Raw genomic sequence first — 11,965 nt, forward strand, 5'->3', positions numbered from 1 at the left:
TTCACCGCCCGGCCTTTGCCCTTATTGACCTTGTCGACGGCGGTCTTCATGTTGTCGTAGATGCCCCGGCGCGGCACGCCGCCCAAGGAGCCGAACGAGCGTGTATGGGCGTCAAATAACATCTCATGGCCCTGGCTCGGATACGCCACAAGCCAGAACGCACGGCTGGCACACAGCTTCAGATGTGCCACCTGCATACGCCGGTAAATGCCGCCGACCAGCAAGCCTTCCTCGCTCCAGTCAAACTGAAACGCCTCGCCAAGAGCAAAGGTCAGCGGCACAAAGGCCTGCGACGCCTTGCCCTGTCCCCCTCGCCAGGCACGGATAAACGCGGTGAGCTGGCTGTAGCCACCGTCATAACCTTCGGCTTTGATTTGCGCCAACAGCGCCTTGGCACTGCGCCGCTGTTGCTTGGGCCGCAGCGAATCGGCTTTTAGCGCCTGCTCCAGCGTGGCGTGAAAAGGGCTGAGTTTGTTGAAGATCGCGCGGCGTTGGTAGATCGGCGGCTTGGCCTCAGGTGCTCTGACCCACTTGCGAATCGTGTTGCGCGCCAACCCGGTGCGCTTGGCTATCTCATGCAGCGACAGCTTGTCGCGGAAATACATCCGGCGAATTTTGCCCATCATTTCCATACTGATCACCCTGTGTTCTCCTGCTCAAAAATTGAGCAGAAGCAGTTGAACACCTGGGTCAGTTTTCAGTCGGCAGAACAGCCTCTACTGGGTCAGTTTTCGGTCAGCGGCAACAGTCAGCCTTGAATCTCGCCGCTTCTATAGGAAATCTCAATATGAACGAGGCAGCCTAGTTGGCCGCAGCGAAGGACCTGGCTACCCGGTAACGCGCCCTGCTTCTGCAGTACGCCAGCACCCAGGTCGCCACTATGCAGGATGCCATAGACATGAAGATCGCCAGTGACGCTGAGGTCTAGGCATTCAGGTCCTGTAAGACCTACCGGGTACCGCTCAACCGCGTGGACAGCATCCGCGCCGTTCCAGCAGAAGGTGATTGGCTCATCAGCTCGGATCCGGCCGCAACGGATCGATACCTATCGGCGAATGGGTAGCCAGTCGTCGCGGTTATGGCCACGGACGGACAAGCGTCGCTGGTGACATGGTATTGCCCTGGAATATCTTCAGCGATCAACAAGCAGGGAAGCTAGCCATGCGGACCGTGGCCCACCACGTTAAGACCTTTCGACGGGAATTCCGACTCATACCTAGCTTCGTCTGGGGATCGCGAATCTTTATCCTCTTCGCCTCATCGATGTTGCTTGTCGTCCTGTCGATAGCGCTTTTCTTCTACCACCACGTCTATCTGCAACTTCCGACCTACGCCAATCTCTCCTATTGGACTCTCTTTTGGGAGATCCCGATGCTGCTGGGCCTCGCCCAGATCCTGATAGAGGTCGACCGGCGTCGCTTCGCCCGAAATCACCCGGGCAAGAGAATCTTGGGCATCCGGCAGGCCATGGCGGCAACGGATCGAGCGAAGCGGCGAATGATCTCCGAACAATTCGCTGGCCGAGAAGACTTTGCCCAGCTGGCCAAAGAGCTCATCGAACAATGGGAGTGGCGTCAGGCTCTTGAGCAACGCGCCGGTAGCCCCGCAACCCTTCGTACACGCCACTTTTTCAGCCTCCCGAGTGCAGGCAATTTCGCGACGTACTTGGGTGGGCTTCTCGCTGTGATAGCGGCAGTGGTCGTGGCCCTCATCGACAAGGAAACGTTCTATCCTGCGATTCCAACACTCTGGTCGGACTTCTCATTCGCCTACTCGGCATTGTTCCAGATAATCGTGGTACCGATAGCCACGTGCGTCCTACCTGTGGCGTGCATTCTCGATATGGTTACCGGACTAGGGCACAGAGCAGTCGAGCGCGCCAACGACGACTATCTCAGCGATGCCGGGTTTTACCGGTACATCAAGGAGCTGGTGCTACTGGAAGAGCAAAAGCAGCGCCGTGGCCTGATGACTACCACCGGGTGGGCATACTGGTCCATCCGCATTGGTACCGCGCCGCTTGGCGACGTACGCCGCTTGTGGCGAAACAAGCGCCGCTCGGTACGGCTGGCGAAACGTCGCCGGTCTAGCGGTTGATAGCCTACCCAGATGCGTTCTATGACCTCCATCGCAAGCGGCGTCGAGTGAATTTGTAGCTCACGGTCCCGGGTCTGCGACACCTAGGCAAGCAGTAGGTGCGCGCATACGAAGCTGGAGAGCACTGTTCCATACCTGGGGATTGAGGTTGATGACACATTAGAAATGGCGGAACAGACTGACGTTTGATCTTGTGTAGCGCCGGCTAAAGTTAGACCAGTCGCTAACTGGCCATTGGCTGCCATCCCCCGACCGCAGCTTTGGGTCGGATAGCGACGGCCCCGCAGCCGTCGCCAGGTCATGCGGCTAAACCTCTGTCTGTTCGGCCATCTCCAGAGCATCGTCCACCTCGATGCCAAGGTACCTGACAGTGCTCTCCAGCTTCGTATGGCCCAGTAAGAGTTGTACGGCCCTAAGGTTCTTTGTCCTGCGGTAGATCAGCGACGCCTTGGTTCGCCGCAGGGTATGGGTTCCGTACAAGGCTGGATCCAAACCAATCGCTGTCACCCAGGCTTTGACGATCCGTGCGTACTGTCGGGTGGAGATATGCTCGGAGTGGGCAAGCCTACTTGGGAACAGGAAATTCTCGCTTCGAAGCTTGGCATGGCGTATCCAAGCCTCCACCGCTGAGCGTGTTTGCTCTGTGATCTCAAACTGCACCGGACGATGAGTTTTTAACTGCATCACGATAGCTCTCGGTGAGACGTGCTCCCCGTGGGCTATGTCCCGCACGCGCAGTCTGGTGAGGTCACAGGCGCGCAGCTTGCTATCGATTGCCAGGTCAAAAAGAGCCAAGTCCCTGGTCTTCTCCGCAAGCTGGAGTCTGACGCGGATAGCCCAGATATCCCTAATCCTGAGCGGGGCTTTCTGACCAACGAGCTTTCCCTTGTTCCAAGGCTCGCGGCTAACGACTGTTATCGCTTTCATGGCTTGTTCTCCTCAGTGAGGGTGTACAAGCATGGGCCCGACCATGGGACGGAGCTATCCGTCCCATCAGCCGGCCACCGAGGTGGAAACGGCCAGAAACGGCCTTCAGTTTCGGATAACGACCCCGGTGACAGATGTGACCACTAGCAGGCTAGGCGATGACGCGTAGTACGCAATCAGATGACACGCGAAATCTAGAGGCTGGTTCGCTATCGCTTTTATTGCTGCAAAGCGGTGAGGCACATATCAGTGGACGCTTGGTCTCACTGCTCGCATGGACTGGCCCAATCTACCATAAAAGTAGATCTTCCTTTCACCGTCGTGAACCGCCCTTGCTTTACAAGTTTCTGCAGCTCTATTTCCGAGTCATCATCCATGACACACGGCTGACCGGAGCGCTAGCGCTTTAGGTTGGACGCCCGAGGGTTGTTCCATGTAATCAGGCGCTCGAGCAGATATGGTTCAGGGCAATCGTTTGCAAGCGCTGACTTGATCCCGGAGGGGAACTTGACATAGAGCAAGCACCATACCGTTGCCGGTGAGCCATATGACGGGGTTCCGCCGTTCAGATCAGAAAGATCCTTTTCAGTACCCCAAAAGCACAAAAGGCTCGCTTGTGCCGGCCGTTAAACAATGCAGAAAGTGGGACGATAACCAACTGTGGATCACGCATTGGAGAAAGCGTCATGGAAAGCTTCTTACCTATACCAGATAGCCCGTCGCGGCAATACCTGCTCTGCGTGCATCGCCACCTCAATGCCCGTCTCCATGAGCTTCACCGATTAAGGATGGATGACCCTAAGCTGGCTAAGATTCTCCGAGAATTCGAAGACCTCACTCAGCTCACCAAGGAATTGGTAGAGGAGGTAGCGATAAGACTAGCGACTGAGCACATCTCCCCTACATAGCAGGAAAGCTTCCCACTGAAAAAATTGCTTAACGCTTACGCTTGATCGAAGCGTACCTGGCGCAGGTAGCCTGGACGCATCGATCATATAAGGATGAAGCCATGCGTTATGAAGTTGAGCAGCTAAGGTTACATGCCTACGTCCAGGCGTTTTTCCCATCCGATTTCGAAGTGTCCCTTAGACGAAGCCTTCATGATCCGGATGATCGGGTCCTTATCGTTCGAAACCACATTACCGGTAAGACAGCCTCTTATAAGGGGTCAGCATTATCGATCCTTGACATCTGCTCGATGGAATCCATTGCGGCCAGTATCCGCGGCGAACTTTGCCCGTAGGCCACTAAAACGCGTACATGGCTCACCGATTGCGCGCGACAGAGGATGGAGCGGAAAGGCGAAAGTAGAAGACTAGCAATGAAAAAGTCGGCGCTAGTGATGCCGCTACGAATTAGAAAGATAGAAGGCATGGGAAGGGCAGTGCCATCCATAGCGCGCTCGGACTAAACGCATCAAGCAGATCACTGCCAATGCCGCCATCCGCCCCATTTGCTCACAGGACTGGCGCCGGACCACCAAGGTTGCTTTGACTGCCCAGAAGACGCCAGCGCCTGCAGTGAAGGCGAACGTAATTGCGGCCGCCGCCAAGATTAGTCGCAATGGAGAGGTAGCCGCATTGCAGGAAGCTTACGGTGAAGTCAGGACAGATAGACCCAGCCAGTCTCAGACCGAGCAGCAGGAAGAAAGCTGGTTGGCTCTACGCCCGGAGCCCCGCTAGAAAGCGACGAGTATAGGTTGAGGCGATAAAGACCGCGTCCAGGGCTAGCAACACCGCTAGCTTCTCGTGGCTAACATATCGACTCCTACGAAATTGTAGATAGCCGCTCGCGAATATAATCGTCTTTATGGATTGTCTGTGCATCAAAGGAGATTGTGAGTGCGCGATTGTTGGAGGGCGAATAAAAGTGCGCGAAGATAGCGCCATCAGGAGCGGGTGGACTTACTAGCAACGTATAGTTAATGAGTTTGCGTGACAGTTTACTTGCTAATTGTTGCGAGTGGGCAAGCGTATAGTGAGGACTCATATGCATTACCTTGGTCTATTTTGAAGAAAATTTCTAGTGAGACACATTAATCAATATATCATAATCTTAAGTATGCTGCAGCTTCTCCAGCAGCCGATCAATAGTCGCGCGGCTAAACGAAGAATAGCACTTTTTAATATCAATCACATGCTGCCGCTGGGCGGACGCAAGACTCCTATTAAGCTTTTCAAGAATAGCAAATACATGAGGCTGCTTTAAACGCGGATGTTCAGGCAATTCCGAAGGTTCTGACCATGCTGTAACAATGGATATATTACTGCTTGCGCGGTGACTCTCATGCATGCTAGTTGTCTCTAAGCTTTTATGAGTCGCTCATCAAGCGATAATTGCGCTTTGGTAGCATGAGCCCACCACTCAACTCCGGAATGCGATTCTCTTCAATAGCAAGCCTAATTTTCAATTCTTCGACTAAATCAAGAACTCTCGCTGTAATGTACTCGAAGTGACGTAATTGCTGCTGAAAGTCAGGGCTTCTAACGTCCATAGCACGCAGGCGGTCAATTTTTTGTGACAAGAGGACATGAACGCCAAGTAAATAATCTCGATCAAGAGATGCAGGTATAGGAAGATAACGAGTCATCGACGAGCTCCCGAGCAGTACCTATTGCTGTAAAAGATATCGTGATAACGAGGAGCACGTTCTACCACTAGTCGCCGACAAGCAATGTCTCGATTGGTCATTTACATGTTGACAGGTGTAAATATTCTGCCCCCATGAGGCGCGGCGCGTTTTTAGGTCCTGATTGTGAAATTAGCGTGAAATACAGGTGAAATTTCCAGATTAAAAACTCTTCGAGCTAGCGCAGTTGCATCTACAGATCAGTTTGCCGCTCCCTGCAATCAGACAGGCGGGCGTATAGACCTCACTTGCATTTGCCGCGCTATTTCAGGTGGGCACAGCAGCTCTCCGCAGTGACTAAGTCGCCGGAGACGCCGCCGATCTTGGAAGTCAGCAGACGCCGGTGGTGGCCAGGGAATCAAAGTCATCGCAGATCCAAATGTCTGATCGACACAGGGAAGCACAGGTCCCGCAGCCAGCGGACGTGCTCAACTAAGGCAGGTCAAGAGAGACGGTGTTGGCGATCAATTGCGGGCCTGAACGGCAGCTATGGGTCGGAAACTGACACCAGACTTGCATTCTGGAGATCGCCGGTAGCTTGAAGGTACCTCAAGACTTTCGAGCTACCGCCATGCAGCACGTCGCCCCTACCCTCTTCCGCCCCGCTGACAAACAGGCCATCAGCCTCCTGGATATCACGGCGCCGGCGCGGCTGGTGGAGGCCTCCCTGGCAGAGAAGGTGCGGGCCGCGGTCGCGGTAGTGAAAAGTCTGCTGCAGGCGGGCAAGCACCTGGTGGCCGCATCGTCCTTCGGCAAGGACAGCAGCGTCATGGTCGCGCTAGCCCTGCGAGCGATGGAAGAGCTGCAGGCCGAGGGGTTCGCCGTCCCCGAGCTGCACGTCATGAACAGCGACACCCTGATGGAAAACCCGGTGGTGCACGCCTATGCCCAGGGCGAGATCAAGGCCCTTCGCGCCTATGCCAAGGCCAAAGCGCTGCCGGTACGGGTGTGGATCTGCCGGCCGAACCTCACCGAAAATTGGCTGGTGTCGATGATCGGCGGCCGTACGGTGGCCAGCCTTCCGGGCAACAGCGCCAAATGCCAGCAGCAGTTGAAGAAGGCGCCGCTGGAGCGCACCAAACGCCAGATCCGCGCCAAGATCAAGGCCGAACTGGGCAAGGCTTTCCGGGACGAGGACCTGGTCCTGCTGATCGGCACCCGCCGGGACGAATCGGCGGCCCGCGAGCGGAACATGGAAGCCCGCGGCGAGCGCGCCGATGTCCCTGTCAACACGGCCAAGCCTGGCGAGACCCCGACTTGGGTGCTGAGTCCGATCGCCGACTTCACCACCGAGGACATCTTCTGCTTCCTGGCTGAAGTCACCAACGAGCGCTTTCAAACCTATTCCGACTTCAAGCGCCTCACTGATGTTTACCGGGACGCGGCCGGCGAATGCATGATCAACGTGTTCATCCGTGACGGCGGCGCCGAGCGCAAGACCTCGTGCGGAAGCCGTCATGGGTGCTGGGGCTGCCTGCGCGTGAGCACCGATCGCAGCATGGAGAACATGCTGGCCGAGGAGTCGGGCAAGCATCGTTGGATGAAGCCCCTGAACGACTTCCGCAACTACCTCAAGGCCCGCCACTATGATCCAGCGGCCCGCAACTGGGCGTCGCGCACTGTCGATCCGGATACCGGCTACCTGACGATCGCCGCCAACGCCTATTCGCCGGACTTCTGCCTGGAGCTGCTGCGCTATGCCCTGACGATCGATGCCGATGAGGCCGACTGGGCTATGGCCAACCGCAAGCCGCGGCGCTTCACGCTGCTGGGCATGAAGGAGATCCTTACGATCGACCTGTACTGGGGGCGCTACGCCTACCAGCGCCCGTTCACCGCGCTCAACGAATACCGCGAGATCTGCGAGCGCGGCCGCCGGTACACGATTCCTGAGGCCTACGAGGAGCACCCGCGGTCTGCGCTGAAGGTCGGCCAGGCGATCCAGGTGCCTTTCGCGGATCGCCATTTCACCGGCTTCCATGATGGCCTGCGTTCGGTAAGCGCTGCAGCCGCTGGCGCCGAGCATGTGATCAACAAGGGCGGGGTCTACTACACCCACGTCAACGAGACCCAGGAATTCGATATCGACGACGAGGGGGTGGAGCTGTTCTACGAATTCGAGCTCGACCGCGCGCTCGAGTATTACGGCCCGCACACGGACGTCTATCCCTCAGAGGTCGTTCACTACCTGGCGCGCTTCGGTGTGGTCTCTTTCAAGAAGGGTGGGCACTCTTCCTGGGATCGCATGTTGCGGATTGGCAATCAGCTGCATCGCGCGGGCGTGCGCGACGTACTCAACGATCCAGAAGCGCTGGCTGCGCGGCTGCGCGCGTATGCGGCGTCCGCCGAAAGGCTTGCTGCAGCTGCCCGGCCGCAGGCGGCCGAACGGCCGGCGCCCGCGGTGACAGACTCTGGCCAGTACCTGATGGCTTTCTAGGCTTGGCGCTTCTCCTACAAACGTCAAACGGCAGCTCAGGAGGCGCCCAGGGTGAACAAAGGGTCGGAGTCAGCGGCGAAGTGGACTGGTGCCCGAAGTGCTGCGGCAGGACAGAGAGGCCCGTCAATAGAATTGCTCTCGGGGGAACTCTGTTCCTGTGACCGCCAAATCGGTCGGCTCGAAGTAGGTCGTGGTTTTCATGCCGTGAATCAAAATAGCGTAGCCGAACAGCCTTTCGCCTTCTTCGCTGATACCCAAGATCACGCCCCTTTTCCCATAGTGTTCGTGATCAGCGTTGCAGATTTCGACCTCCTGAAAAAAGCCTATGGTTTCCGCCATCTGGTTGATTCTCTCGCAGAAGAAAGTCGGCCGCAGGAACGCGACTCACCGATTCGAAGGGCTCTGGCACGTGTCACCGACCGGTCGAGTGACCCAGGAGTCTAGTCCGTCTGGGGGCGTGGATTCACCCCTTGCATTCTGGGCGCTCGTGCCATGCTTTAGCCATACCGACACAGCCTTCGCGGGTCGCCATTAGCCCTCTAAAGACAAGCTCAGCCAATCGAACGTAGGAACTGTCATGTCCATCGATCCCCGCCAGAAAATCGAGCATCTGATCCGCCTATCAGCGGGCACGACAGGATTCCAGGGCCGGACCGTACGACTGGACAATGGGCACGTCGCACTGTGCACATCAACGTACAATTACAGCCATGACGACGAGACGCGCCACCTGGTCGCCGAGCGCATTGCACTGCTCTGGAACCTCGCGCGTTCGACCGACCGACCAGCTCTCGCAGCTCGCGTTGCTGCCACGACGGCGGATTTGATATGCGTTTTCTCCTGAGCATCGTCTGGACGGCCATGTGCTTAGCCTTCTTCATGAGGCTCGGCTTCGCCATGCAGATCATGGATCCGGTGGATGTGTTTCTGGACAAGGAACGCTGCGCGGTCGTGAAGTCGTACGGTGCGTCTAGCTGCAAGGTCAGAGGCAGAGCCGAGGGCAACCTCGACGGTACCTGGACCATCACGCTGCCCGAGCCGCCACTGACGATCCAGATGCCAGACGGTCCCATGGCCTATCAGCAGCCGCATTGGCGTCTGCAGGGGGGCAACCTGACCGGTGTCGGACTGTTCGCTGGTCTGATGATCTTCCCTGGCTAGGAACTACCTGATCACCCGGCGCCACCCCGAGCGCCAGGTTGGCGAGTCACCGGTATGAAGCCAGCGGCGGTTTGGGGACCTAGTTGCGCAGGGCATTGATGCCTGGCCGAGATCTCCGCGATGTAGGTACCTACCACAGGCCTTAATGGGCCGTTAACTCTATCAAGATGCGAACCCGCATCTGCAGACGTAATGGAGAGAAAAATGGGCATTGAAGGGTTTAAAGCTACGTGGCAAGCCCAGATTCCTGAGCTAAGTAAGCGTATCAAGGCAAATTGGTACCGCCAGCTTACCGCGGTATCGGCGAGCCCAACGCCAGCCGCAGCCACTGAGGCTGCGCTAATCGCCAAAGGCTATCTGGTTGGCTTGCTGGATGCAGAGGCCATTGATGAGCCCGCGGCAAGCCTGCTGGGTGGGTATCTCGTGCATATAGAACAGGATGTCATGGCACGCCTCGGCTCTTCGTGAAGCCGGCCGAGCGTTCTCCTTCCAATGCTGAAGGCCACGCAATGTTGACCTGGAAAGAGAAGCGCGATGGCCCGCCCGCCGAGGTGGCCGAGCTTCTCGGAACGCTACCCGATGCCGAGTTGGCCAAGAGACTGGGGGTCAACCGACGCTTGATCTGGAAATGGCGCACGGAGCGTGAGATCCCGTCACCTCCACGCGCTACCGTGGCGCCGGCGGTCTTGAGCCCTGACCAGGTAGCGCAACTCGGAAAGCGCTCGGATGGCGAGCTGGCGCGCGAGTTCGGGTTCAGCGACTTCCAGATCCAACAGGTGCGCACGCGGCTTGGCATCCCTCGGCATGTACCGGATCGATCAGAGATGGACGCCTTGCTTGGCACCGTCACCGACCTAGCGATCGGCTCTACGCAATCTGACCGGTGTCGGACTGTTCGCTGGTCTGGTGATCTCTTCCCTGGCTGGGAACTACCTGATCACCCGGCGCCGCCCTGAGCGCCAGGCTGGTGAATCGCTGGCGTGAGGTCGCGCGACATTTCGGCGATGAAATAACACAATGCAAGGATGCCTGCTTGGGCGGCTCACTGCGCGCCAGGCGACTTAGTAGGTTGGTCGGACGTTTCAACTCCCAAGCCAGCTCCTATCACTAAAACCAGCGATGGTGGACGAGGTACCAATGCTCAATTCAGTGCAGAAAAGACATGTAGCCAAGGTGTTCCCAGAATCTCGCGAGCAGATGGCTCAATACCTCCTCGCTGGCGTCGATGTGGTGATCTATCACCAGACCGAATGCACGCCCGATGTTCCTGCGTTTGCAGTCGCGCCAAAGGACGACATCGAATTCTGGATTGGCTGCTGGGACAGTGCGGAAGTGGCGCAGCGCGAAGCTGAGGCCCTCGGCTTGCACGTCGTGCAGTAACGATGACCTCCCTTTCGGCTGGGTGCCCCTACGTTCTGAAGGCCGCTGAATTCCTGGCAGATATCGGCCTCACCGTTCTGTGGCGCCCGGGCGCATCGGGCTTCATCGACCATATCGAGGTCGTTGCCGGGGCGCTGCACCTGGATCCGCGGTGCTCGATCTCGGCACTGCTGCACGAGGCTGGCCACCTGGCGCTAGTGCCGACCCCCTACCGCGCGATGCTGTCCGGAGACGTCCACCGCGCGATCGGCAAGGTGTTCCACGATCCGTCGGTATCGGAGCTGCCTCCGGATCACCCGACACTTCGAGCGCTTCTGCAGGCGAGCGACCCAGAAGCCACCGCCTGGGCCTGGGCTGCCGGCCGCCATCTGGGCGTACCGGATGAGCTCATCATCCTGGATGGGGAATACAGCGGTGGCGGCCGCGACATCCGTCTTGCTTTGGCGGCACGTCGCTACATCGGCATACATGGCTTGATGCACGCCGGTTTCTGCGTCGTCCGCGCTACCCCTTACCGTCCGTTGCCTACCTACCCCGACCTCGCGTTCTGGCTCCAACCGTGAAGAGCCGTCCTGCGCGCCCAGCGTCGAACGCCCCGATGCTGACCTGGAAAGAGAAGCGCGATGGCCCGCCCGCCGAGGTGGCCGAGCTTCTCGGAACGCTACCCGATGCCGAGTTGGCCAAGAGACTGGGGGTCAACCGACGCTTGATCTGGAAATGGCGCACGGAGCGTGAGATCCCGTCACCTCCACGCGCTACCGTGGCGCCGGCGGTCTTGAGCCCTGACCAGGTAGCGCAACTCGGAAAGCGCTCGGATGGCGAGCTGGCGCGCGAGTTCGGGTTCAGCGACTTCCAGATCCAACAGGTGCGCACGCGGCTTGGCATCCCTCGGCACGTACCGGATCGATCAGAGATGGACGCCATGCTGGGCACCGTCACCGACCTGGCGATCGGCTCTACGCTTGGTATCGCTCAACCCGTGGTCAGCAAGTTGCGTCGGGACCGTGGCATTCCGGCGACCCGCGACGCCCTGAACTGGACGGCCGAGTTGCAGGCGCTGCTACCCCTCCTATCTGACGAGGCCTTAGCCGCCCGGGCTGGCTGCGGCGTGGTGCAGATCCAGGCCATCCGCCGCGGCGAGCAGGTGCTTTCGAACAAGACGCCGCTCAGGGAAATCACCGGCCTGTTGGGTACCTGGTCAGATGAGGACCTGGCGGCGCAGCATGGAGGGACCCCTGCCCGCTATGCCAGCGCCCGTCAGCGCCGCGGTATCCCTGTGCGCGGCCGAGCACCTGAAGCACAAGCCGATTCGGTGCGATAATCACCCCCCTCCC

At 58.3% G+C, this 11,965-nt stretch carries 13 protein-coding genes and 1 pseudogene; 10 read left to right on the top strand and 4 right to left on the bottom strand.

Annotated elements, in window-relative coordinates; all coding sequences use genetic code 11:
* The coding region (gene istA, locus QMX82_RS07685) for an IS21 family transposase (protein WP_282282155.1) at positions 1-632 on the bottom strand (632 nt) is incomplete at its 3' end.
* A gap of 478 nt (positions 633-1,110) precedes the next feature.
* Here istA and QMX82_RS07690 point away from each other — a divergent pair.
* Together QMX82_RS07690 and QMX82_RS07695 are read left to right on the top strand one after the other, a co-directional pair.
* Entirely contained in the window at positions 1,111-2,097 is a 987-nt protein-coding gene (locus tag QMX82_RS07690; protein ID WP_177344779.1) for a hypothetical protein, read from the top strand.
* Between the two features lie 105 nt (positions 2,098-2,202).
* Positions 2,203-2,286 (top strand): annotated as a pseudogene (locus QMX82_RS07695) (integrase); the annotation flags it as partial.
* 117 nt (positions 2,287-2,403) lie between these two features.
* Here QMX82_RS07695 and QMX82_RS07700 read toward each other — a convergent pair.
* Entirely contained in the window at positions 2,404-3,024 is a 621-nt protein-coding gene (locus QMX82_RS07700) for a tyrosine-type recombinase/integrase (RefSeq protein WP_093251033.1), read from the bottom strand.
* A gap of 2,311 nt (positions 3,025-5,335) precedes the next feature.
* Positions 5,336-5,614: a hypothetical protein gene (locus tag QMX82_RS07705; protein ID WP_143075235.1), complete on the bottom strand. Its 279-nt coding sequence runs from the start codon at positions 5,612-5,614 to the stop codon at positions 5,336-5,338.
* Between the two features lie 610 nt (positions 5,615-6,224).
* Between QMX82_RS07705 and QMX82_RS07710 the strand changes: the two genes are divergently transcribed.
* Positions 6,225-8,090 carry a phosphoadenosine phosphosulfate reductase domain-containing protein gene (locus QMX82_RS07710; protein WP_173150407.1) on the top strand — a complete coding sequence of 622 codons (1,866 nt, stop codon included), beginning with the start codon at positions 6,225-6,227 and terminating at the stop codon, positions 8,088-8,090.
* A gap of 123 nt (positions 8,091-8,213) precedes the next feature.
* On the opposite strand, the gene QMX82_RS07715 is transcribed toward QMX82_RS07710, so the two are convergent.
* Positions 8,214-8,429, bottom strand: a complete 216-nt coding sequence (locus QMX82_RS07715) for an Imm31 family immunity protein (RefSeq protein WP_064306878.1) — start codon at positions 8,427-8,429, stop codon at positions 8,214-8,216.
* Between the two features lie 238 nt (positions 8,430-8,667).
* Here QMX82_RS07715 and QMX82_RS07720 point away from each other — a divergent pair, with 238 nt between their 5' ends.
* The 7 genes from QMX82_RS07720 to QMX82_RS07750 all read left to right on the top strand — a co-directional run bounded on the left by QMX82_RS07720 (position 8,668) and on the right by QMX82_RS07750 (position 11,952).
* Positions 8,668-8,934, top strand: coding sequence for a hypothetical protein (locus QMX82_RS07720; RefSeq protein WP_156522258.1), 267 nt, complete (start codon positions 8,668-8,670; stop codon positions 8,932-8,934).
* Positions 8,919-9,251, top strand: a complete 333-nt coding sequence (locus QMX82_RS07725; protein ID WP_064306879.1) for a hypothetical protein — start codon at positions 8,919-8,921, stop codon at positions 9,249-9,251. Before QMX82_RS07720 ends, QMX82_RS07725 begins: the two co-directional genes overlap by 16 nt.
* Positions 9,252-9,455: 204 nt before the next feature.
* Positions 9,456-9,719, top strand: coding sequence for a hypothetical protein (locus tag QMX82_RS07730; RefSeq protein ID WP_064306880.1), 264 nt, complete (start codon positions 9,456-9,458; stop codon positions 9,717-9,719).
* Positions 9,720-9,760: 41 nt separating this feature from the next.
* Positions 9,761-10,207 carry a hypothetical protein gene (locus QMX82_RS07735; protein ID WP_064306881.1) on the top strand — a complete coding sequence of 149 codons (447 nt, stop codon included), beginning with the start codon at positions 9,761-9,763 and terminating at the stop codon, positions 10,205-10,207.
* 181 nt (positions 10,208-10,388) lie between these two features.
* Complete coding sequence (locus tag QMX82_RS07740; protein WP_007163063.1) at positions 10,389-10,631, top strand: hypothetical protein; 243 nt, start codon at positions 10,389-10,391, stop codon at positions 10,629-10,631.
* A gap of 2 nt (positions 10,632-10,633) precedes the next feature.
* Entirely contained in the window at positions 10,634-11,194 is a 561-nt protein-coding gene (locus tag QMX82_RS07745) for a hypothetical protein (protein ID WP_064306882.1), read from the top strand.
* Positions 11,195-11,229: 35 nt separating this feature from the next.
* On the top strand, positions 11,230-11,952 hold the full coding sequence (locus QMX82_RS07750) for a hypothetical protein (RefSeq protein ID WP_064306883.1): 723 nt from the start codon (positions 11,230-11,232) through the stop codon (positions 11,950-11,952).
* Positions 11,953-11,965: the final 13 nt, after the last annotated feature.

The organism is Pseudomonas sp. PS02302, from assembly GCF_029959585.1.
Classification (GTDB): Bacteria; Pseudomonadota; Gammaproteobacteria; order Pseudomonadales; family Pseudomonadaceae; genus Chryseomonas; species Chryseomonas aestiva.

Excerpts from the sequence above, each read along its gene's own strand:
- QMX82_RS07690 (WP_177344779.1), top strand. The coding sequence starts at position 1,111 with ATGGTATTGCCCTGGAATATCTTCAGCGATCAACAAGCAGGGAAGCTA.
- QMX82_RS07745 (WP_064306882.1), top strand. The coding sequence starts at position 10,634 with ATGACCTCCCTTTCGGCTGGGTGCCCCTACGTTCTGAAGGCCGCTGAA.
- QMX82_RS07705 (WP_143075235.1), bottom strand. The coding sequence starts at position 5,614 with ATGACTCGTTATCTTCCTATACCTGCATCTCTTGATCGAGATTATTTA.
- QMX82_RS07750 (WP_064306883.1), top strand. The coding sequence starts at position 11,230 with ATGCTGACCTGGAAAGAGAAGCGCGATGGCCCGCCCGCCGAGGTGGCC.
- QMX82_RS07725 (WP_064306879.1), top strand. The coding sequence starts at position 8,919 with ATGCGTTTTCTCCTGAGCATCGTCTGGACGGCCATGTGCTTAGCCTTC.
- QMX82_RS07700 (WP_093251033.1), bottom strand. The coding sequence starts at position 3,024 with ATGAAAGCGATAACAGTCGTTAGCCGCGAGCCTTGGAACAAGGGAAAG.
- QMX82_RS07710 (WP_173150407.1), top strand. The coding sequence starts at position 6,225 with ATGCAGCACGTCGCCCCTACCCTCTTCCGCCCCGCTGACAAACAGGCC.
- QMX82_RS07740 (WP_007163063.1), top strand. The coding sequence starts at position 10,389 with ATGCTCAATTCAGTGCAGAAAAGACATGTAGCCAAGGTGTTCCCAGAA.
- QMX82_RS07720 (WP_156522258.1), top strand. The coding sequence starts at position 8,668 with ATGTCCATCGATCCCCGCCAGAAAATCGAGCATCTGATCCGCCTATCA.
- QMX82_RS07715 (WP_064306878.1), bottom strand. The coding sequence starts at position 8,429 with ATGGCGGAAACCATAGGCTTTTTTCAGGAGGTCGAAATCTGCAACGCT.
- QMX82_RS07730 (WP_064306880.1), top strand. The coding sequence starts at position 9,456 with ATGGGCATTGAAGGGTTTAAAGCTACGTGGCAAGCCCAGATTCCTGAG.
- QMX82_RS07735 (WP_064306881.1), top strand. The coding sequence starts at position 9,761 with ATGTTGACCTGGAAAGAGAAGCGCGATGGCCCGCCCGCCGAGGTGGCC.